Genomic DNA, 21,967 nt, shown 5'->3' with positions numbered 1-21,967 from the left:
GGGCGAAGCATGTCCAAGCTTGCACTGGCATTCGCCGTGACGCTGATCGCGTTCGCGGCGGACGCCGACGAATTGCTCTACACCGAGGCGGATTTCGCCTCGGTGCCCAAATTCGACGCCCATGTCCACGCCAACCGGCAGGGATCCGAGTTCCTCGACATCGCCCGCAAGGACGGGTTCGAGCTGCTGTCGATCAACGTCGACTATCCCGATTTCCCGCCGCTGGCCGACCAGGCCAAGGTGGCGCACACGCTGACGGCGCTGGACCCCGGGCGCTTTCACTTCGCGACCACCTTTTCCATGAAGGGATATGGCGGGAAGGGCTGGGCCGCCGGCACCATCCGCCACCTGGACGCCGAATTCGCCCAGGGCGCGCTGGCGGTCAAGGTGTGGAAGAACATCGGCATGGTGGAAAGGAACGCCCAGGGCCAGCTGATCATGCTGGACGATCCCGGTTTCGACCCGGTGATGAACCATCTGGCGGAGAAGCACATTCCACTGATCGCGCATCAGGGCGAGCCGAAGAATTGCTGGCTGCCGCTGGACCAGATGACGACGGAGAACGACCGCAGCTATTTCCGCGAGCACCCCGAATACCACATGTACCTGCACCCCGAGCAGCCGAGCCTGGAGACCATCCTGGCGGCGCGCGACCGGATGATCGAACGCCATCCCGACCTGGCGGTGGACGGGGCACATATGGGCAGCCTGGAATGGGATGTCGATCTGCTGGCCAGGTTCCTCGACGCCCATCCCAACGCGGTGGTCGATCTGGCCGCCCGCCTGAGCAATGTGCAGTACCAGTCGGTGCGCGACCACGACAAGGTGCGGGCCTTCTTCATCCGCTACCAGGACCGGCTGCTGTATGGCACCGACCTGACCGACAACCCGCCCTCACCGCAGGAGCGCGCCCAGAACCCGCCCCGTGAAGGGGGTGGGATCGCGGCGGAGGCCGATCATTTCTGGCGCTCGGACTGGCGCTACCTGGCCACCACCGCAAGCCAGCGGATCGATGCGGTGAATGCCGAGGTCAAGGGTTTGGGCCTGCCGAAGGCGGTGATCGACAAGATCTATTGGTCCAACGCCCGCCGCGAGTTTCATCTGCGGCCGTAGATCACCGCCGCCCCCCCCGCGTCACGGGATGGGGATCACCGGTTACCCACCCGGATGATTTCCATGGCCAACTGATCCAGGGGCAGGATCTTGTCGGCGGCGCCCAGGGCGATGGCCTCCCGCGGCATGCCGAAGACGACGGAGGTGGCCTCATCCTGGGCGATGGTCTGGGCGCCGGCCCCCTTCATTTCCAGCAGCCCGCGCGCGCCATCGTCGCCCATGCCGGTCATGAGGATGCCGACGGCATTGGGGCCGACATGGGTGGCCGCCGACCGGAACAGCACGTCTACGGACGGCCGGTGGCGCGACACCAGGGGGCCGTCCTTGACCGAGACGTAATAGCGGGCGCCACTGCGCTGCAGCAGCATGTGGCGGTTTCCGGGCGCGATCAGCACCCGCCCACGCATCACCGTGTCCCCGTCCTCCGCCTCCTTGACCTCCATCTCGCACAGGCCGTTCAGCCGGCGGGCGAAGGCCTCGGTGAACTTCTCCGGCATGTGCTGCACCACCACGATGCCGGGGCTGGCGGCCGGCAGCCTTTCCAGCACCACCCGCAGGGATTCCGTGCCCCCGGTCGATGCGCCGATGCAGATCACGGTTTCCGTGGTTCGGGCCATGGCGTGGTGGCGGACCAGCGGCGGCGGCAGGACGACATCGGCGGTCAGCTTGCGTTCCGGCTCGCGCACGCGCGGGGCCACGGGCACATGCTTCAGCCGGGCCCTGGCTGCCGCCTTCACCACATCGCAGATGCGGATCTTCGCGTCCTGCAGGAACTCGGCCGTGCCCACGCGGGGCTTCAGGATGATATCGACGGCGCCGGCGTCCCAGGCTTGGCTGGCCGTTTCCGATCCGGCCTCGGCCAGTGAGGAGCAAATGACCACCGGGACCGGCCGCTGCGACATCAACCGCCGCAGGAAGGTGATGCCGTCCATGCGCGGCATCTCCACATCCAGGGTGATGACGTCGGGCACCTCCTGCTGGATGCGGCGCGCGGCGACGAACGGGTCGGACGCCGTCGCCATCACGTCGATCTCGGGATCGGATTGCAGGATGTCGGTCATGACCTGGCGGACCGATGCGGAATCGTCGATGACCAGCACGCGGATCTTGCGGAGCATGGCGGATCACTCCCGCCGGAAGACGCTGGCGCCCAGCGGACGCATCGGCAGGCCGGAGCCCGCCAGGGATTCCGAATGCCCCAGGAACAGGTAGCCGCCGGGACGCAGGTGGTCACATAGGCGGGCCAGCACCGCCTGCTGCGTCGGCTTGTCAAAGTAGATCAGGATGTTGCGGCAGAAAATGACATCCAGGTCGCGATCGACCGGGTATGTCGCGTCCATCAGGTTCAGCCGGCCGAACCGCACCATGCGGCGCAGCTCGGGCACGATGCGCACCAGGCGCCGGGCCCGGTCCTTGGAGCGCAGCAGGTAGCGCTGGCGCATCTCCGGCGGCACGGGGGCGATCATCTCCTCCGGATAGATGGCGGTGGCCGCCGTTTCCAGCACGCGGGTGGAGATGTCGGTGGCGACGATATCGACGCGAAAGCCGCCGTGACGCTGGCTGGCATCGGCCAGGACCATGGCGAGGGTGTAGGGTTCGGCCCCGATCGAGCTGGCGGTGCTCCAGACTTTCAAGCTGGTATACGGTCCGGCGCGGCGCCGGGCCAGCAGTTCCGGCAGCGCCACCTCTTCCAGGATGCGGAAATGCTCCTGCTCGCGGAAGAACTCCGTCTTGTTGGTGGTGACGACATCAATCAGATGGATGGCCTCATCCGCCAGGCCGCCGCCGTCGAAAAGGCGCGCGCAGTAGTCCGCCAGGTCGGCCGCCCCCGTCGCCACCACCCGCTTGCGCAGGCGGCCCTCGACCATGGTCCGCTTGCTCTCGGGCATCTTGATGCCGCTGTAGTCCTGGATGAAGGCGGCCAGCCGACGAAAGTCGCGCGCGCCCAGGCGGTCGGCGGCAGCCGCCGCTGCCGCCCTGGAGGCCGCCTCCCCGTGATCCGCCAACACTCAGTACTTCTCGAATTCGGCGTCGCGGGCATCGCCGGCGCCGTTGGTCAGGTCCAAGGCGAAGCCGGTGGCGGCCTTGCGACCGGCCCCGACGCGCACGGCTGCGGGCGCCGCGCGGCCATTGTGCCCGTTCGCGGCCCGCGGGCTCGCAGGGCGGGTCGGGGAGGGGGCCGGCTTGGCGGCGCTGGCCACCGGCCGCGACGGCCGGCGCGCGGCCGGTGCGGAGGCCGCCCCATCCACCCGGAAGTAGGCGATGCTGGCCTGCAACTGCTCCGACTGCGCCGCCAGCTCCTCCGACGTCGCCGACATCTGTTCCGACGCGCTGGCGTTCTGCTGCGTCACCTTGTCCAGCTGCTGGATCGCCTGGTTGATCTGCTCCCCGCCGATGTCCTGCTCCCGGCAGGCGGCGCTGATCTCCGCCACCAGCTCCGCCGTCTTCTTGATGTCCGGCACCAGGCGCGTCAGCATCTCGCCCGCCTCCTGCGCCGCCTGCACCGTCTGCGACGACATGGTGCTGATCTCCGCCGCCGCCGTCTGGCTGCGCTCCGCCAGCTTGCGCACCTCCGACGCCACCACGGCGAAGCCCCGGCCGTGCTCGCCCGCCCGCGCCGCCTCCACGGCCGCGTTCAGGGCCAGCAGGTCCGTCTGGCGCGCGATCTCCTGCACGATTGTGATCTTCTCCGCGATGGTCCGCATGGCCTGCACCGCCCGCGTCACCGCCTCGCCGCTCGTCTGCGCATCCGCCGCGGACTGCCGCGCGATCTTTTCCGTCTGGCTGGCGTTGTCCGCGTTCTGCTTGATGTTCGCCGCCATCTGCTCCATCGACGCCGACGCCTCTTCCGCCGCCGACGCCTGCTCCGTCGCCCCTTGCGACAGCTCCTCCGCCGTCGCCGACAGCTCCTGGCTGCCCGACGATACGTTGTCCGAGGCCGACGTCGCCTCGCCCACGACATCCCGAAGCTTCTCGACCATGCGCTGCAGCGCCAGGCCCAGGACATCCTTGTCGGACAGGGGCTTGGCCTCCACCGTCAGGTTGCCGTCGGCGACCGTGTCGGCCACCTGCGCCGTGGCCCGCAGGTTGGCGATCATGCGCTTCAGCGCGATGCCCAGCGTATCCTTGTCGGACAGGGGTTTGGCCTCCACCGTCAGGTCGCCGTTGGCCACCGTGTCGGCGATGCCCGCCGTCGCCCGCAAATTGTGCATCATGGTGTTCAGGGCGTTCACCATATCCCGGATCTCGTCATCGGACCTGACGGCCAGCGATTGGTCCAGATCGCCGCGCGCGACGCCGTTGGCCAGGCGGATGGCGCCCTGCAGCCCACGGCTGATGCTGACCAGGATCCAGGTCGCGGCGGCCAGCGCGATCAGGAGAGAGACGGCGACCGTGGCGGTCAGTACCGTCCGCGCGGCGTCATACTGGGCGCTGGCGGCGGCCTCCGTCTGCGTCATGTTCGCCTGGGCCAGGGCCACCACTTCGTCCAGCGCCGCGTCGGCGCTGTCCAGCACCTGCCGTCCCTCGACGCGGGACAGGCGCACGGCCTCGTCCCGCTGCTCGCTTTTTGCCAGGGCGATGACCCGGTTCTGGATGGGCAGGAATTGTTTCCAAACGGCGGTGAAGGCCGCCACCTTCTTATTGCTTTCACCGCTGGTGAGGGAGTCCAGCTTGGCGCGGTCGGCCTCCAGGGCCTGCTGTTCCTTGGTGATGCGCGCCTCGTACTGGCTCACCAGCTCCTTGCTGTCCGCCAACAGCAGGCTCTTCTCCGACCGCGTCACGGTCATGAGATCGGTGTAGAGATCCTGGGCCACCTTGATCTGCTGCATCGGCCCCTGGACCATGTGGTGCAGGCTTTCATCCAGGGCGGCCAATTTCTGTATGCCCAGGACGGCGCTGGTGGTCGACAACGCGACGATAACCGCGAAGGTCAGCCCCAGTTTCAGCTTGATGGTCATGCGCATCGCGAAGGTTCCTTGATCGTCGAATTGTCTTAAAGGGTGGCGGCCGCCGGCAGCGGCGGGGCGGCGGCGCTGGCCGCCAGGTCCGGCGGGGCCTTGCGCCCGATGACCGACGCCTCCTCGGCGGTGAACAGCGTCGTCAGGTCGAAGACGATGACGAAGCCGTCGCCGCGGCGGCCCACGCCCCGGATATAGTCGGACCGCCACGACACCCCGATGTCCGGAGGCCCCTCCAGTTGGCGCAGGTCCAGCGGCAGGACTTCGAACACCCGGTCCGCGATCAGGCCCAGGGCGATGTCCCGCCCGTTGATCGGGACATGCAGCACCAGGATGCGGGTGTGTTCCGAGGGGATGCCGGGCGACAGGCCCAGCTTCAGCCGCAGGTCGATCACCGGCACGCCCCGGCCCCGGACGTCGATCAGGCCGACAAGGTAGGGCGGGGTTTCCGGGATGCGGAACACCGGCCGCATGTCCAGGATTTCCACCACCGCTTCGACCGGAACGGCGTAGATCTCGCGCTCGATGCCGAGCGTGACGAACTGCGCGTCCCGCGAGGTTTGGGTCAGGCTGTTCATGATGGCCACGCGACCTCAGTACTTCTCGAACTCGGCGTCGCGGGCATCGCCGGCGCCGTTGCTCAGGTCCAGGGCGAAGCCGCCGGCGGCGGCCTTGCGGCCGGCCCCGACGCGCATGGCTGCCGGGACCACGCGGCCGTTATGTCCGTGCCCATGCCCATTCACGGCCCGCAGGCTCGCTGGGCGTGCTGGGGAGGGCGCCGGCTTGGCGGCGCTGACCACCGGCCGCGACGGCCGGCGCGCGGCCGGTGCGGAGGCCGCCCCATCCACCCGGAAGTAGGCGATGCTGGCCTGCAACTGCTCCGACTGCGCCGCCAGCTCCTCCGACGTCGCCGACATCTGTTCCGACGCGCTGGCGTTCTGCTGCGTCACCTTGTCCAGCTGCTGGATCGCCTGGTTGATCTGTTCCCCGCCGATGTCCTGCTCCCGGCAGGCGGCGCTGATCTCCGCCACCAGCTCCGCCGTCTTCTTGATGTCCGGCACCAGGCGCGTCAGCATCTCGCCCGCCTCCTGCGCCGCCTGCACCGTCTGCGACGACATGGTGCTGATCTCCGCCGCCGCCGTCTGGCTGCGCTCCGCCAGCTTGCGCACCTCCGACGCCACCACGGCGAAGCCCCGGCCGTGCTCGCCCGCCCGCGCCGCCTCCACGGCCGCGTTCAGGGCCAGCAGGTCCGTCTGGCGCGCGATCTCCTGCACGATTGTGATCTTCTCCGCGATGGTCCGCATGGCCTGCACCGCCCGCGTCACCGCCTCGCCGCTCGTCTGCGCGTCCGCCGCGGACTGCCGCGCGATCTTTTCCGTCTGGCTGGCGTTGTCCGCGTTCTGCTTGATGTTCGCCGCCATCTGCTCCATCGACGCCGACGCCTCTTCCGCCGCCGACGCCTGCTCCGTCGCCCCTTGCGACAGCTCCTCCGCCGTCGCCGACAGCTCCTGGCTGCCCGACGATACGTTGTCCGAGGCCGACGTCGCCTCGCCCACGACATCCCGAAGCTTCTCGACCATGGTGTTGACGTGACGCATGAGGTCGCCGACCTCGTCGCGCGACGTCACCTCGACCGTGCGGGTCAGGTCACCGTCCGCCACGGCCTGGGCCAAGGCACCGGCCCGGTTCAGGCCGCGGCTGATGCCCAGCGCGATCCAGGTCCCGGCCGCTACGGCGACCAGCAGCGACGCCAGCACGGCGACGACCAGAAGCAGGCGCGCGCTTTCGTATTGGGCGACGGCGTCGGCGTCGGCGCGCGCCATCTGGGTGCGGTAGAGTTCGATGATGTCGGCCAGTTGCCGCTGCGCTTCGCCCACCAGCTGGCGCGCCGGGCCCACCGATACCTCCACGGCCTTGGCCTGCTCGCCGCGCTTGACCAGTTCCCGCATCTTGTCGTCGGCGGCCAGGAACTGCTGCCAGGTCGCCTGCAGCGCCTGCCATTTCGGCTTGCCGTCCGCGCTGATGATGGCCTGGACCTTGCCGACCAGGTCGGCGAAGTCCTGGCGGTAGCGCGTGATCTCCTGGTCGTACTTCTCGATCTGCTCGGGATTGGTCGAGAGCAGCATGTTCTTCTCGGCCCGCACCATCTGGACCAGGTTGACCAGTACCTCTTCCGCCCATTGCAGCTTCTGCACCGGGCCGGCGACCATGTCGCGCATGGTGGTGTTGATGGTGGCCAGGCTGCTGATGCCCAGCCCCGCCGTGGCGGTGCTGAGCATGATGATGAGGGCGAAGGTCAACGCCAGCTTCAGCTTGATGGTAACACGCATGTCAGGTTCTCCCGTCAGGCTGCGGAGCGTTGGGTTTGGCCGGCCGCGTCGTCCCGCGCGTCACCGCGGGAGAAGATGCGTTCCAGGTCCAGGACGACGATGAATTCGGCACCGCGCTTGGCGATGCAGCGGATGTATTCCGGCCGCCAGCGCATGCCGATGCGCGGCGTCTCTTCCAGAGCGGAGGCCGCCACCTGGGTGATCTCGTACACCTTGTCGGCGCGAATGCCGACGATCACGGGGTCCCCGTCGATCATCACCTCGGTGACGACGATGCGGGTGTCGATGGTCGGCGGCTGCAGATCCATCCCGAACTTCAGGCGCAGGTCCGCCAACGGCACCACCTTGCCGCGCACGTTGATCAGCCCGCCGACGAAGGGCTGGCTGTTGGGCACGCCGGTGACGGGAATGAGGTCGAGGATCTCGCGCACCTGCGCCGCCTCCAGGGCGAAAACCTCGCCTTGCAGGCCCAGGGTCAGGACTTCCAGCGGCGCGCCGCTCTTCCACGCTGTCATGATATTCCCCTGCCGTCAGCTTGCGGCTTTGAAGCGGTTCTCGTAGGCCATGCCCAGCTTGACCAGGTTGGCGATGTCCAGGATCAGGGCCACGGCGCCGTCGCCCAGGATGGTGGCGCCGGCGAAGGTCTCGACATCGGCGTGCAGCTTGGACAGCGACTTGATCACCGTCTGGTGATTGCCGATCACCTGGTCCACCACCAGGCCAACGCGACGCCCGCCGAAGGAGACGATCACCGCCTTCTGGTAGCGGTCCGGCGGCTCCGTCACCTGGAAAAGCTCGCGCAGGCGCAGGAAGGGCACCAGGTCGCCCCGGATGTTCAGGAAGCTACGCCCGCGCGAGCGCGCGTCCTCCTCCGCCGACAGTTCCACGCACTCCTCCACCGCCGACAGGGGCAGGGCGTAGCGCCCGGTGCCGACGCGCACCAGCAGGCCGTCGATGATGGCCAGCGTCAGCGGCAGCCGCAGGGTCAGCCGGGTGCCCTCGCCGGGTGTGCTGGCGATATCGATCTTCCCGCGCAAGCCCTCGATGGCGCGCTTCACCACATCCATGCCCACGCCGCGGCCGGACAGGCTGGTCACCTCTTTCGCGGTCGAGAAGCCGGGCTCGAAGATCAGCTGGAACAGTTCGGCGTCGGACAGCTTGGCACCAGGCGGAACCAGCCCCTGATCCTCGGCGCGGGACTGGATGCGCGCGCGGTCCAGGCCGCGGCCGTCGTCGCTGATGGACACCATGACCTCGGCCCCGGCATGGCAGGCGGTCAGGGTGATGCGCCCCGCCGCCGGCTTGCCTGCCGCGGCGCGCCCCTCCGGCGCCTCCAGGCCATGGTCGATGGCGTTGCGGATCAGGTGGATCAGCGGGTCGTTGAGGCGCTCGATGACCGTCTTGTCGAGTTCGGTTTCCTCACCCACCGTGACCAGTTCGATGCGCTTGCCCAGCTCGTTGGCCAGGTCGTGGACCAGCCGGCGGAAACGCCCGAACAGGGACCCGATGGGCACCGTGCGGACCCCCATGGTCGTGTCCCGCAGCTCGTGCGCCAGGCGCTCGATCTCCTCGGCGATCGCCTTCACTTCCACGTCGTTGCTGGACGCCGCGACCTGCGACAGGCGGGACTGCACGATCACCAGTTCGCCCACCCTGTCCATCAACTCGTCCAGCCGCTCGGCCGGCACCCGGATGCTGTCCGCCCCCTTGGCGGTGCCCTTGGTCCCGCCCTGGCCGCTTCCCGGCAGAGCCGAGGGGCTCGCGCCGGCGCCCAGGCCGGTACGCACATGCTGTTGCTCGGCCAGCGCCGCCGCCAGGGTGTCGGGGGAGACTTCGCCCGATTTGACCAGCAGCGTGCCCAGGGGCATCTGCGCGGCCACGGCGGCATCCACCGCCTGTTGCGCCACATCCCCCCGGTCCACCAGGATCTCGCCGATGCGGCGGCCTTCGCCGGCCATGCCGAGAGCGTCGATCGACAACTCCATGTCGTCGATCACGAACATGAAGACTTCCTCGATCGCCGTGCGGGGCTGGCTGGTGGTCAGCACGACGTCCCAGGCCAAGTGGCACTCCGTTGCCGCCATCTCCTCCAACGCCGGCACGCCCTCGGTCCGCGCCACCACCGTGGCAACGCCCAACCCGCGCAACTCGTCCAGCAGCAGCAGGGGATTGGTGCCCATCGCCATGGCGTCCCGGGCCAGCCGGAAGCGGATCCGCCAGGTAGATGTGCCTTCCGGGGACGCGGCCTCTGGCGCATTTTCCGGCGTGGTTTCAGCCGCCGCCGTGGATGCCGCCGCGGATGCCGACGGGCCGCCCACGATCTGCTTCAGCGACTGCAGGATGGCGTCGCCGTCCGCGGCTTCCGCCAGGTCGGGCGCCTCGATCAGCCGCCGCATATGATCCTTGGCCGCCAGCCCCACGGCGATCAGCGCGCGGCTGGGCGCCACCTTGCCCTTGCGCACCAGGTCGAACGCCGTTTCCACATGGTGGGTGAAGGCCGCCACCGCGTCGAAGCCGAACATCGCCCCCGACCCCTTCACGGTATGAAGGGCGCGGAAGGCGCTGTTGATCAGGTCGTCGTCGTCCGGCGCATGCTCAAGGTCGAGCAGCGCCTGCTCCAACTGCTCCAGCAGTTCCTGCGCTTCCTGGCGGAAGACGGCGGCCGGGTCCAGCGTGCTCATGCGCCCAGGACCTTGCGCACGACGGCGACCAGCTGTTCCTGCTGGAAGGGCTTGGTGATCCAGCCGGTGGCGCCCGCCGCCTTGGCCGCCTGCTTCATGTCGGCATCGGATTCCGTGGTCAGGAACAGGATCGGCACGCCGCGATAAGCGGGCAGCTGGCGCAACGCGCGAATGAGATCCAGCCCGTTCATCACCGGCATGTTCAGGTCGGTGACCACCAGGTCGACCACCGTGTCCTTGGCCTTGGCCAGCCCTTCGGCGCCGTCGCTGGCCTGCACGACGTCGTATCCGGCGCCGGACAGGGTCAGCTTCACCATTTGGCGCACGCTGGAGGAATCATCAACGCTCAGGACGGTCTTGGCCATCATCGTGCCTCCGTATGCAGCCAGAAATCGCTGTCGGTGGTTTGGTCGGTGGGGGCAGGGATTCCGGCCGCCAGTTCCGCAGTCATGAGGAAGCCGCCCCGGTGCAGCGTGTCGCGCAGCGCCCCGGAAACCGGCTGCGCCAGCTTGAGTATCCGCTGGGCATTCCTGGCGCTTTTCCGGGCGGCGAGCAGCAGCTGGACAAAGCTGAGGTCCACCTCGTCCAGCGCGCCGCAGTCTATTTCCAGGACGGCATGGGCCTTCATCGCACTCATGAGGGCCGCATGTGTCTCTTCGGCGTTCCGTAGCGTGCGGGCGCCCTCAAAAACGATTTTCCCGACATCACCATTCGAGGCATTCGGCATCATGGGCACCCCGCTTCAGTTGACTTGGAATGGAACATGCGTCCGCCTTTGGCGGCTGGTATTTTCCGGCCGCGAATTTATTGAATATTGAGAAGGATTTGCCGTTAAAAGAACTTTCCCAACGCGAGTGCCAATCAAACCTGATGGCTTGACGCACCTTATGGGTAGTTGGTTGACAAAGTGTAAATGCAGGACGGCGGATTGACTGATGTATATCAATCTGATGGGGAAAATTTTAAATAAAATCCAATGTAAACATGGAATTAATAAACAGACGGGACGCCATTACAGTCATCGCTTAGAAGTCACATTCAATCACATTGATGTTCAGGTTGACGCCTCCGGTATGATGCGAGGCGGGCCCGGCTGGGCCCAACGTTCACGGGTTTATTATATTGCCGTATCGCCACGAGGGTGAATGGCCGCTCCAGGATTAACCACCAATTTACCTGTTTGATGAAAAGTGGCCGTCAACACGCCAAAAAATTGATTGGGGACATGCATGGGCAGGGATCTGGATACCGTGGCCAAGGCGATCAGGGCTGCGTCCATATCGACCGACACGCGTTTCCTGGATATCGGCCGCCGGCTGGAAACTTCGGCTGACATCCTGACGGCGTTGACCCGCACCTTCGATACGCTGTCCGACGAGATGAAGGGGGACGGCCTGCGCCTGGCCACCCAGGATCTGTCGCAGGTGGCGCGCTTCGTTTCGGCCCTGACTCCGGGCGGGGAGGCGGGGTCCTTCCGCACGCTGACGGCGCTGGTCGCCGCCATAGCCGGCAGGCTGGCGCGTATGGACAAATCGATCAAGGGCGTCGGCATGCTGGCCACCAACGCCAAGATCGCCGCGGCGGTCATCGGCGACACCAGCGCCGAGTTCATGAACTTCGCGACCGAGATCCGGCGCACGCTGGGACTGGCGCAGGCCAGCCTGGACCAGTTCGCCGCCGAACTGGCGGGGGTGGGCCGGCACCTGCAGGCGGCCGCCGCCGACCAATCCGCCTTGGATGCGCGGCAGGCCACCGCCATCCGCACCGTTCCCCAGCGGCTGGCCCACAGCATCGGCACGGTGGTCGATCGTGGCGAGCGGGCGGGCGCCATCGCCGCCACCGTCGGCCAGCGTTCCCAGGACATCGCCAAGCGCATCGGCCTGGCGGTCATGGCGCTGCAGGTGGGGGACATCACGCGCCAGCGCATGGAACATGTCGATTACGCCCTGGGCCTGGTGGCGGAAATGGCGGCCCAGGCCGGTCCATTCCAGCCCGATGGCGCCGGCGCCCCCGATGACGTGGCGACGACCGCCCGGTTTTGCTGTCGCCTGCAGGCGGCGCAGTTGGACGACACGGCGGACGAACTGGCGCAGGAGATCGGGCAGGTACTGACCTCGCTGCGCGACTTGGCGCGCGATGCCCGGGACATCCTGAACCTGGGGCATGACGCCTTCGGTGCCTCCGGCAGCCAGCAGGGCACCTTCGTGGGCGAACTGGAAGGGGAGGTCGCGGAGGTCGACGCCCTGTTGCAGGGCTATGGCGCGGCGCGGCGCCAGGCTGACGCCGTGGCGGCGTCGGTGTCGGAAGCAACCACGCGGCTGGCCAACCAGATCGGCACCATGCGAGCCTTGGAGGCGGACATCCGCATCATGGGCCTGAACACCAGTCTACGCTGCGGGCGGCTTGGCACCGTTGGCCGGCCGCTGTCGATCATCGCGCAGGAATTGCGCCTCTACGCCAACGAGATCGCCGTGGAGGCCAACGGCGTGATGGGCGAATTGGACCAAATCGCCGCCATCGCCGCCAGCCTGTCAGGGCAGGCGCGGGACACCGACGCTGCGGACACCGCAGCCATGGCCGACATCATGACGCGTTCCATCGCCCGCTTGGGGACCGCGGGCCAGAACCTCGCCGCCGCCCTGCAAACCCTGGAGCGGGATGGCGAGACGGTGGTGGACCTGCTGCAGGAAACGGTGGACCGGGCCGCCGCGCATGGGGAAATGGGTCAGGTACTGCGGCAGGCCGCGACCGATCTGGCGCTCCTCGCTCCGGGCCCGCACATGGCTGACGTTCCGGCGCGGGCCGAGCCGCTGATCGCCCTGATGGCCCGCAGCTACACCATGGCCCGCGAACGCCAGGTGCTGGACCGGCTCGCCCCCGGCAAGAACCAGGCGCCGGCGGCGATGCCCGGGCCGGCCGCCACGGCGGACGATTTGGAGGACATCTTTTTCTGACGGCTCAGGACTGGGCCACGTTCCGTGGACGGTGCCCGCCGCATCACGCGGGGGCGCCGACGCTGATGAAGGTGGGAGGGTGGCGTCCAGCACCACCCGTGCCTGGGATTCTCAATAGGTTGTTCCGATTCTGGCCCGGTTCGCAAGCGCCCTTAGTAGGGCATCTTTTTAATACCGTAATATAATCTCATTAATGATTGACGGTTTTCTATTTCTTTGACCCTTACTTCTGTAAGGGCTTGGTCATTGAAAAATGATCTGTTGCGATAAGGAGTGGATGCGTCTTGAGGCGACGTCGAAACGTCCATCCGATTGAAAACAGCACGGCCCCCGACAATAAGTAGCCGAACGTGGCGTTTTTGCGCGCGGCCCATCAACAGGGAAAGGATGTCGGACCTGGACGTCATGGCATCGTGGGCAATGGTGGCGTAATCGACGCCCATGATATCGGCAGGGGCATCCTCCACAAGGCGGCCGCCACCATCGGTGCCGAGGATGGTATGGCGCCCCGTTTCCCAGGCGCCCTTCAACACATCCGCCGGCGATAGCGCCTCACCGTCGCCCGCCGCCGCGCCCGCCAGATGATAAGCGAGGCGCATCTCCCGCAGCATATCCTCGTCATCATCGAGGCTCATCCCATCCAGCCCGAAGGCGAGGGGCGTACCGGCTCGCGCCAACAGGCCCATGGGCGGCAGGCCCGACCGCAGGCGCAGGTTGGACGAGGTGTTGACCACCACCGTGACCCCCCGGTCAGCCAGCAGGGCGCATTCATCCGGGCGCAGCCAGACGCCGTGTGCCACCGTCAGACGCGGGGAAAGCAGGCCAATGGCATCGAAATGGCGGAGGATGCCGTCCGGATAGCGATGGTCCGCCCAGGCCCGCTGGTGGCGTGTTTCCAACAAGTGCATATGCACGCGCCGGCCATCCTCCATCGACGCGCGGGCGATCGCCGCCAACGTGGCGGGCTGGACCCATTGCGGCCCGACGGGATGATATTGCAGGGTGAACAGCGCATGCTCGAAGGCCCGTGCCTGGTCCATCAGGGCCAGGTTGGTGGCGCAGTCCCGCATGGTGGCCTCCCGGCCCTTCAACTCCTGGAATTCCGCCGCGTCCATGTGTGCCGCCAGGCACTCCAGGTCTCCATAAACGAAGGGATTGGCATCGAAGAAGGGCCAGCAGAAGGCCACCCGGATGCCCACGTCCCGCGCCGCCCGCGACACCGCCTCCGCCTCGGCCAGCAAGGTCTGGCTGCTTTGCGTGTTGTGGCAGTGATTGACGGCGCCGATGCCGGATTCCGCCATGCGGGAAAAGGCGATGGCGGCGCACTGATAGAAGTCCAGCGGCGGCTGGCGGGCGAGGTCGGGCAGCCATGTCTCCAGGGGCTGGTCAGCCGCGCCAAAGGCCAGGGGACCGAGGCCGCGGCCATGGTCATGGGCGTTGGCCAGGGCCGGCATCAGCAGCAGGCGGGTCTCATCGGGCGTCAGCTGGTCGCTGTCCACGGCTCGGATGCTCACGACCTTGCCGTCCGCGATGATCACCTCATGCGGGCCAACGGGGGCCTGATCGGCAGAGGCGATAAGATGCCCGGCCCGCACGACCAGGGTGGTCTGATCCGACATGCTTGCTCCGACGGTTTTCGGCTGCGGCCCACCATGATAGGGCGGCGGGGAAAAGAGGGTATCGGAAACAGGCCCCCCCCCGGTTGCCAGTTCCGCAGCGCCGGTGTGCGCCCCCGGCAACGGCATGCCGTCGCACGGATTTAGCAACGGGACTGTTCCGTTCTTGCAATGGCCTTGGCCGCGTTTTCCCCGGACGATGTGGCTGTCGGGACATGCGGCGCCAACCAACAGCGAACGGGCGATGCCGGAACTGGTGAAAATCACGGTCCTGGTGGACGGATGCCGAAATAACCGCGGTCGCATCCAAGGTCCCGTACCACAAGGTACGCGGCTCACAGGCGACATAATAAATAGCAGGGGGCACTAATGTTTCAGGTAAGGGGGACTCTTTATGTCTGAACGTCATCCACGTACCAGCCGCTTGCCGGTCCGTCGCGCCGGCCTGGCCTTTCTTGTTCTGTCAGCTGCCCCGGCCGGCCTTGTCGTTGGCGCCACGGCGGCCTGGGCGCAGGCTCTGCCGGCGTCGGATGCGGACGGGCTCACCGAGATCATCGTGACCGCGCAGCGCCGCGGTGAAAGCATCAGCAAGGTTCCGCTGTCCGTCGCGTCCCTGAGCCAGGACCAGATGGACCAGGAGGGCATCCGCAAGATCGACGACATCGCCCGGGTGACGCCCGCCCTTCGCTTCGCGCCGGCGTCGGGCGTCACGGCGAACAACGGCAGCAACATCTATATCCGCGGCCTGGCCTCGGACGTGGGCTCGGCCACCACCGCCATCTACATCGACGACACGCCCATCCAGATCCGCAACGTCGGCTACTACGGCGGCAACCCCTATCCCAAGGTGTTCGACCTGGAGCGGGTGGAGGTGCTGCGCGGGCCGCAGGGCACCTTGTTCGGCGCCAGCGCGGAAGGCGGCGCCGTCCGCTTCATCACGCCCCAGCCCAGCTTCGACAAGCTGGAGATCTACTCCCGCGCGGAGGTGGCCTCCACCTACAACGGCGCCGCCAGCTACGAGGCCGGTTCCGCCGTCGGCGGGCCGATTTCCGACACCCTGGCGATCCGCGCCAGCGCCTGGTACCAGCACAGCGGCGGCTATATCGACCAGCTGAAGCAGGGCACCAACACCGTCATCGACAAGGACGTCAACTTCAGCGACACGCGGGAGGCCCGCCTGGCCGCCTCCTGGCGGCCGATCGAGGACCTGACGATCACGCCCAGCATTTATTACCAGTTGGAAAAGTCCAACGCCCGCAACGACTATTGGGAAGGCTACGGCAACACCGGGGATGCCGACTACAAGACCGGTGTCGCCAACCTGGAACCGACCCGAGACCGCTTCACCATGCCGGCCCTGGCGGTGAAGTACCGGTGGGACAACATCGACATCATCTCCAACACCTCCTATTTCGAGCGTCAGCAGGACCAGACGCTGGATTATGGCACCTATTTCTCCTTCCTGCGGTCAGGCAACCCCTTCGGCACCTATTCCAACAAGACCCTGTCCAACACGGCCGATTACCTGACGCTGAACCAGCGCAACCTGACCCAGGAACTGCGGGCGCAGTCTTATGACAACAAGTATGTGGACTGGACGGTGGGCGCCTATTACTCGCGCACCCGGCAGTACTTCACCAACTACACGGGCTCGGGCCGCTTTCCGGGCGTGCTGGTCAACGGCTACAAGCAGTACGACAACCGCTACAGCTACGTGAACCTGGTTTCCGCCAACGACCGCCAGTACGCGGGTTATGGCGCCGTCGACATCAAGCCGATGGAGGACCTGAAGGTCACCCTGGCGGTGCGCTACACCCTGGATGAGTTCAGCTTCACCGACACCAAGGACGGCCCCACCAATGCCGGTGTGCGCACCGTGAAAACGGTCGGGCAGAACGAGGGCGCCTGGACGCCCAAGGTCGGCGTGTCTTACCAGCTGGATACGGACCACATGCTGTACGCCTCCGCCACCGAAGGCTTCCGCCCCGGCGGCGCCCAGGCGGCGGTCGCCAGCGAATTTTGCGCCGCGGACCTCAAGACCCTGGGCCTGACCTCCAGCCCCACCGGGTATGAGTCCGACAACCTCTGGTCCTATGAGGGCGGCAGCAAGAACAAGCTGTTCGGCGGCATGGTGAGCCTGGACGCCAGCGGTTACCTGCTGAAGTGGAAGAACATCCAGCAGTCCATCCGCCTGCCGACCTGCAGCTTCTCCTACATCTCCAACCTGGGTGAGGCCACCGGCAAGGGCGCGGAGCTGTCCGCCGCCATCCGGCCCATGCGCGGCCTGACCTTCGGCACGGAGCTGGGCTATACCCACATCACCTACGATGAGAACATCTATGGCGGCAACAACCTGCTGCTGAAGGCGGCCGGCCAGCGCATCGGTGGGCCGCTGTGGTCTGGCCACGTCTATGGCGAGGGGGAAATTCCGGTCAACGAGAACGTCGTCGGCTATCTGCGTGCCGACTACAGCTTCGCCAGCAAGAACATCCAGCAGAACATCCAGGGCACCTACGGCTATGACGCCGGCCTCTATGCCCTGGGGGCCACCAACTATCTGTCCCTGCGCGCCGGCGCGCGGTTCTCGGGCCTGGACCTGTCGCTATTCGTCGACAACGTCACCAATTCCACCGACGTGCTGGCGCGCAACCACGACGGCGTCGGCGGCACGCTGTACTACGATCAGGGCTATCGCCCCCGCACCATCGGTCTGACAGCGCAGTACCGCTACTGATGCGTGACGCCGCTGATCATGGTCGATCAGCGGCGTCATCCTGCGGCGGCGTGGGGGGGAGTCCTCACGCCGCTGGTTTGATCCCGTGTTTCCCCGAGGTTTCCCGTAGGCTTGAAACTGGGGCGGCGGCATCGTGATGGTGCCGCCGCCCTTCTTGTTGTCCGTGAACTCTTCAATTGTTGAAGGGGATGCCCGGCGTCGGCGCCTGCACCGGCCCCGGCGGGGTGATGTCCGCACAGTTGCCCTTGGGTGCTTCACCCTTCAGCAGGGCCCGGACAAAGGGCAGGCTGTCAGCCAGGGAGCCGTTGACGGCGCCGTTGTGGCTGAGGCCGGGATAGACATGCCATTGCACCGCGGTGCCGGCGTCGCACATGGCCTTGACGGCGTTGTACTGCCCGGCGGTGCCGGCCATGCCGTCGGCCAGGCCGGTGCCGGCGAAGACGGGCACGGTCATCTTCGCGACCGGCAGGACGAAGTTGGGCTCCATGTCCGCGTCCAGCGGCTTCAGGTCGGGGACGAAGACCTCCTCCCCCGTGAGGCCCTTTTCCTTGGACAGGGCGAACAGGTCGTGCAGGCAGGAGGTGCGCGCGGCATCCAGCAGGGGGCGGCCCTTGGCTGTGACGAAATCGGCGGGATCCAGTTCCGGATGCAGGGCGCGGTCGATGCCGCCGATGCGCAGCATGGCGAAGCCCGGGTCCATCTGGCGTGGGTCGGTGTACTGCTCCGGCTTCTTCACATAGCCGTCGCCGTGGGGGCCGGCGAAGGTGACCACCAGGCCGGTGGCGACGGTGCCCAGGACGTGCAGGTCCGGCGCATAGTCGGGTGCCAGATAGGTGGCCCCCAGGGCGGCGCCGGAGCCCTGGGACTGCCCGGCGATGACCACCTGGTTGCGCAGCACGCCCGGCTTGGCCTTCAGGGCGGCGCGCACGGCGTCCAGGATGGACCGGCCCTCGGACTTCCACAGCAGGTAGGGGTGGACGCCCTTGGTCCCCAACCCCTCATAGTCGGTGGCGACGACGGCGAAGCCGGCCTCCATCCAGCGCTGCAGATAGGCCACGTCCCGCGCCGGCTGGCCCCGCCAGGAGGGGGCGCAGACATCGGCGAAACCGGTGGTGCCGTGGGCCCAGGCCAGGATGGGCCAGCCGCCCGGGGGCGGCGCGCCGGCGGGAAGGTAGATGATGCCGGACACGGGCACCAGTCCGCGCCCGACGCCGCTGGTGGCGGTGTAGAGGATGCGCAGCGCCGTCCCGGCCATCTTGGGCCGCGACAGGGTGGCCGGGAACGTCTCCTCCCGCAAGGGCAGGCCCGGTTGCGTGATCGCCGCGTCCCAGCGGTAAAAGGCAGAGACGCCGCCGTCGCCCTCGATGTCGGGCGCGCCATTCGTCGCGGCCCGCGCCAGGGCCGTTCCCGACAGCAGCGCCAGGGAAAAGTACAGAAGCGCGCGCTTGGAAATCCTGACCATACGCTGTCCGATCTTTTGTCGTGGTGATGGATGGTCCACAGCCTAGGGCCCCGCCTCCATTTCCCCCGTGTCCGTTTCTACCATGGGCCGTTGCCCGGGCGACAACGCGGCCGTGGTGCGGTTTTTGTGAACGGCCCGGTGCTAATCCCGTACCCGGCTTGCTTGCGCGTCGCCGCCCCCCCACAGTTAGGTGTCTGGGGACCCAAACGGGAGAGCGGCACGATGATGGCGACGGCGGTGAAGCGGGGCGGATGGCTGGCCATCCTGGTGGTGTACGGCATCGGGCTGGGCGCCATGTCGCTGGTCGGCATCCTGTCGCCGCTGACGGTCCGCATCACCGCCGATCTGCAGGCCCCGGCCGCCGCCATCGGCCTGACCATCGCCCTGTTCTCCTTGCCGGCGGCCATCATGGCCATGGTCGGCGGCGGTGTCGTCGATCGCATCGGGCCGCGCCGAACCCTGGTGCTGGCGGCTCCGGTGCTGGCGCTGGCCGACGCCGTGGTTTTCCTGGCCCGGGATGTCTGGCTGCTGGACGTCGGCGTGTTGCTGGCCGGCGTCGGCTATGTCGGGGTGCTGAACGGCGGTGCTGCCATGCTGATGGGCGGCCTGGATGGCGCCACCCGCACCAGGGCCATGGCGCTGTGGTCCACCTACGCCCCCGTCGGCTTCTCCCTGGGCTTGCTGGTCGCGGCGCCGTTCACCACCGCGGCCGATTGGCGGGTGGCGCCGGCGCTGCACGGTGCCTTCATGCTGCTGTGTTGCGTCGGCACCGTGTTCCTGCCCCAGGTGCCGCCGCGCAAGGCCGATGGCGTGCCCGTTCGCAAACAGGTCGGCCGTCTGTTCGCCGCCTTGCGGCGCCGGGACGTGCTGCAACTGGCGGTCAGCGCCGCCCTGCCCAGCATGATCTCTTATGGCACCAGTCTGGTGGCCGCTACGTACTTGGCCAAGGTGCACGGCGTGTCCCTGGCGGCGTCCGCCAGCATCGTCGCGGTGGCGAAGATCGCGGCCGTCCTGCTGGGTGGCACCGTGACCGGCACCTTGCTGGCCCGCGACTTTCCGCCCCGCACCTTGTTCACCATCATGGTGGGCGTGGGCATGGTGGCGCAGTTCCTGCTGTTCTTCCCCGGCAGTCCGCTGGTGCTGGCGGTGGCGGGGCTGATGGGCTGGCTGTTCACGTTCGGCGCCCTGTCGGGCGTGTGCATGGCCGCCATGCCGCTGGTCGCCGGCCAGGCGCTGGGGGGCGGCACGATGGCCGGCACCGTCAACCAATTCGTCTCCCTGGCGTCGTTCCTGACGCCGACCCTCTACTTCGCGTCATCGGCCTGGGGTGTTTATGTTGCCATCGCCTTGGCCGGCCTTGTGGTGGCGCTGGTGGCGTTGCCGGGTGTGGTGGGCGCGCAGCGCCGGTCGGCGCCGGCCGTTTCAGCGTCTTAAACTCATACCGCCGTGTCGCCGCCGTCCACCGGGATCATCGCCCCGGTGATGTAGGACGCGGCGGGGGAGATAAGATAGCGGACCAGGGCCGCCGCTTCCTCCGCCTGGCCATGGCGGCGCAGGGGAATGCGGTCGTCCACCGCTTGGTGCCCCACGTTGGCGTCTTCCTGTGCCGACCAGAAGGCTCGGGTCTGCGGTGTGTCCACCCAGCCGACCAAGGTCCCATTGACCCGGATGCCCCTGGGGCCCAGCTCCGCCGCCAGGCTGCGGACCAGCCCGGCCAGCCCCGCCTTGGTCGCCTGATAGGCATGGGTGAGCGGCTGTCCGCGCAGCGTGGCGGTGGACGAGATGAAGATGATGCTGGCATTGGAGGAGGCGCCCAGCAGATCCACTGCCGCCTGCGCCGCCAGGAAGGGCAGGCGCAGGTTCACGGCCGCCGCCTCATCCCACATCGCCGCCGTCCACTGCCCCACCGGGGCCGCCTGCACCAGCGAGGCGGCGACCACCACGGCGTCCAGCGCCTCCTGGTCGGCCAGGATGGCTTCCACGGCGCGCGCAGGGGCTTCCGGATCCGCCGGATTTACGGGAATGTACAGGTCCCAGGGGCCGGTGGCGTCGGTGGCGCCGTCCGCCACGGCGACCCAGTCGCCGTCGGCCCGGCATCCTTGCGCTATCGTCCGCCCCAGGCCGGCCGAACTGCCGATGATCAGGATGCGCGCCATGGTCTTGTCCCGATGGTGATGGTGTTCCACCACCCATACTCTGGCCACCGCATAAACCCAGGGCCGCTTCGGCAACGGCCGGGGCAAAAAATAGCAACTCCTGGCAACACCCGCGCTGGATATGATCGGCCCCATGAACTTGATGTCACATCCTGATGCGACGGCCGGCGTGCCCGGTGCGTTCGATCCCGCCGACCCGGTGTCCGTGCGCCGGGCTATACGGGAGCGCCGCTTCACCGGGTTCACCAACCTGATTGCACGCACCGTGGTGCAGGGCAACCTGGTGGCCGTGCCGGTGGAATATGCCGACGCGTTCGAGGCCTACTGCCGCGCCAATGCCCAGGCGTTGCCCCTGCTGGGCCGCAGCGCGCCGGGGGAACGGACCATCCCGTCCCTGGCCCAGGACATGGACATCGCCCGGGACACCGGCGGCTATATGATTTTCCGCGATGGGGAACTGGTGGACACGCCGGTCGATGCCAGCGCGGCCTGGCGCGATGACCTGGTGGCTTTCGTCCTGGGCTGCTCCTTTTCCTTCGAGGCGCTGCTGCAGCGTCACGGCGTGCGCCTGCGTCATCTGGATGAGGGCAATGTCTCGGCCATGTATGTGACCGACCGCGACACCACGCCCGTCGGCCCCTTCGCCGGCAAGCTGGTGGTGTCCATGCGGGCCCTGCGCCCGGCCGACGCCATCAAGGCCACGATCCTGTCGGCCCGCTACCCCGCCTTCCACGGCGCGCCGGTATCCTTGGGCCTGCCCGGCGATCTGGGTATTGAGGATTTGGAACAGAGCTATGGCGGCCATGGCCTGACCCGGCTCAACCCCGACGAGATTCCCGTTTTCTGGGCTTGCGGCGCCACCGGCCAGATCGCCGCCCGCGCCGCCCGCCTGCCGCTCTGCATCACGCACTACAAGGCGCACATGGTCGTTACCGACCTGCCTTTGCCGAAGGAAGATTGAG

17 protein-coding genes are annotated in these 21,967 nt (G+C 67.5%); 5 read left to right on the top strand and 12 right to left on the bottom strand.

Going from position 1 to position 21,967, the window contains the following annotated elements; genetic code table 11:
* The first annotated feature begins 9 nt into the window (after positions 1–9).
* Positions 10–1,113: an amidohydrolase family protein gene (locus FBZ89_RS20945; RefSeq protein ID WP_145751843.1), complete on the top strand. Its 1,104-nt coding sequence runs from the start codon at positions 10–12 to the stop codon at positions 1,111–1,113.
* A gap of 35 nt (positions 1,114–1,148) precedes the next feature.
* Here the strand turns inward: FBZ89_RS20945 and FBZ89_RS20940 are convergent, their stop codons facing one another.
* Genes FBZ89_RS20940 through FBZ89_RS20900 form a run of 9 tightly spaced genes read right to left on the bottom strand, consistent with a single transcriptional unit; the run spans position 1,149 to position 10,813 of the window.
* Positions 1,149–2,231 (bottom strand): protein-glutamate methylesterase/protein-glutamine glutaminase, encoded by a 1,083-nt coding sequence (locus FBZ89_RS20940; RefSeq protein WP_145751841.1) that lies wholly within the window; start codon positions 2,229–2,231, stop codon positions 1,149–1,151.
* A 6-nt stretch (positions 2,232–2,237) separates the two neighbouring features.
* The gene (locus FBZ89_RS20935) at positions 2,238–3,122 is read right to left on the bottom strand and encodes a CheR family methyltransferase (protein WP_246172400.1); all 885 of its coding nucleotides are present in this window, start codon (positions 3,120–3,122) and stop codon (positions 2,238–2,240) included.
* A complete protein-coding gene (locus FBZ89_RS20930) occupies positions 3,123–5,078 on the bottom strand; it encodes a HAMP domain-containing methyl-accepting chemotaxis protein (protein ID WP_145751840.1) in 1,956 nt (651 codons plus the stop codon).
* 29 nt (positions 5,079–5,107) lie between these two features.
* Complete coding sequence (locus FBZ89_RS20925) at positions 5,108–5,650, bottom strand: chemotaxis protein CheW (RefSeq protein WP_145751838.1); 543 nt, start codon at positions 5,648–5,650, stop codon at positions 5,108–5,110.
* A 15-nt stretch (positions 5,651–5,665) separates the two neighbouring features.
* Positions 5,666–7,402, bottom strand: coding sequence for a methyl-accepting chemotaxis protein (locus tag FBZ89_RS20920; protein ID WP_145751837.1), 1,737 nt, complete (start codon positions 7,400–7,402; stop codon positions 5,666–5,668).
* A 14-nt stretch (positions 7,403–7,416) separates the two neighbouring features.
* The gene (locus FBZ89_RS20915; RefSeq protein ID WP_145751835.1) at positions 7,417–7,917 is read right to left on the bottom strand and encodes a chemotaxis protein CheW; all 501 of its coding nucleotides are present in this window, start codon (positions 7,915–7,917) and stop codon (positions 7,417–7,419) included.
* A 15-nt stretch (positions 7,918–7,932) separates the two neighbouring features.
* A complete protein-coding gene (locus FBZ89_RS20910) occupies positions 7,933–10,083 on the bottom strand; it encodes a chemotaxis protein CheA (RefSeq protein WP_145751833.1) in 2,151 nt (716 codons plus the stop codon).
* Complete coding sequence (locus tag FBZ89_RS20905; protein WP_186457492.1) at positions 10,080–10,448, bottom strand: response regulator; 369 nt, start codon at positions 10,446–10,448, stop codon at positions 10,080–10,082. The genes FBZ89_RS20910 and FBZ89_RS20905 overlap by 4 nt, the downstream gene beginning before the upstream one ends.
* Positions 10,448–10,813: an STAS domain-containing protein gene (locus FBZ89_RS20900; RefSeq protein WP_246172398.1), complete on the bottom strand. Its 366-nt coding sequence runs from the start codon at positions 10,811–10,813 to the stop codon at positions 10,448–10,450. Before FBZ89_RS20900 ends, FBZ89_RS20905 begins: the two co-directional genes overlap by 1 nt.
* A 499-nt stretch (positions 10,814–11,312) precedes the next feature.
* On the opposite strand from FBZ89_RS20900, the gene FBZ89_RS20895 reads away from it, so the two are divergent.
* Positions 11,313–13,037, top strand: coding sequence for a chemotaxis protein (locus tag FBZ89_RS20895; protein ID WP_145751829.1), 1,725 nt, complete (start codon positions 11,313–11,315; stop codon positions 13,035–13,037).
* A gap of 152 nt (positions 13,038–13,189) precedes the next feature.
* Here FBZ89_RS20895 and FBZ89_RS20890 read toward each other — a convergent pair whose 3' ends face one another.
* Positions 13,190–15,001 carry an amidohydrolase family protein gene (locus FBZ89_RS20890; protein ID WP_246172396.1) on the bottom strand — a complete coding sequence of 604 codons (1,812 nt, stop codon included), beginning with the start codon at positions 14,999–15,001 and terminating at the stop codon, positions 13,190–13,192.
* 46 nt (positions 15,002–15,047) lie between these two features.
* On the opposite strand from FBZ89_RS20890, the gene FBZ89_RS20885 reads away from it, so the two are divergent.
* The gene (locus tag FBZ89_RS20885; protein WP_145751827.1) at positions 15,048–17,387 is read left to right on the top strand and encodes a TonB-dependent receptor; all 2,340 of its coding nucleotides are present in this window, start codon (positions 15,048–15,050) and stop codon (positions 17,385–17,387) included.
* A gap of 172 nt (positions 17,388–17,559) precedes the next feature.
* Here the strand turns inward: FBZ89_RS20885 and FBZ89_RS20880 are convergent, their stop codons facing one another.
* On the bottom strand, positions 17,560–18,849 hold the full coding sequence (locus tag FBZ89_RS20880) for a lipase family protein (RefSeq protein WP_145751825.1): 1,290 nt from the start codon (positions 18,847–18,849) through the stop codon (positions 17,560–17,562).
* A gap of 222 nt (positions 18,850–19,071) precedes the next feature.
* On the opposite strand from FBZ89_RS20880, the gene FBZ89_RS20875 reads away from it, so the two are divergent.
* Positions 19,072–20,283 carry an MFS transporter gene (locus tag FBZ89_RS20875; RefSeq protein ID WP_186457483.1) on the top strand — a complete coding sequence of 404 codons (1,212 nt, stop codon included), beginning with the start codon at positions 19,072–19,074 and terminating at the stop codon, positions 20,281–20,283.
* A 2-nt stretch (positions 20,284–20,285) separates the two neighbouring features.
* On the opposite strand, the gene FBZ89_RS20870 is transcribed toward FBZ89_RS20875, so the two are convergent.
* Positions 20,286–21,053, bottom strand: a complete 768-nt coding sequence (locus FBZ89_RS20870; protein ID WP_186457482.1) for an SDR family NAD(P)-dependent oxidoreductase — start codon at positions 21,051–21,053, stop codon at positions 20,286–20,288.
* 85 nt (positions 21,054–21,138) lie between these two features.
* Between FBZ89_RS20870 and FBZ89_RS20865 the strand changes: the two genes are divergently transcribed.
* Entirely contained in the window at positions 21,139–21,966 is an 828-nt protein-coding gene (locus FBZ89_RS20865; RefSeq protein ID WP_211115299.1) for a D-glutamate cyclase family protein, read from the top strand.
* The last annotated feature ends 1 nt before the right edge of the window (position 21,967 follow it).

The sequence above is a fragment of the Nitrospirillum amazonense genome, assembly GCF_007828045.1.
Classification (GTDB): domain Bacteria; phylum Pseudomonadota; class Alphaproteobacteria; order Azospirillales; family Azospirillaceae; genus Nitrospirillum; species Nitrospirillum amazonense_C.
This window is presented reverse-complemented; position numbering and strand designations above follow the sequence as displayed.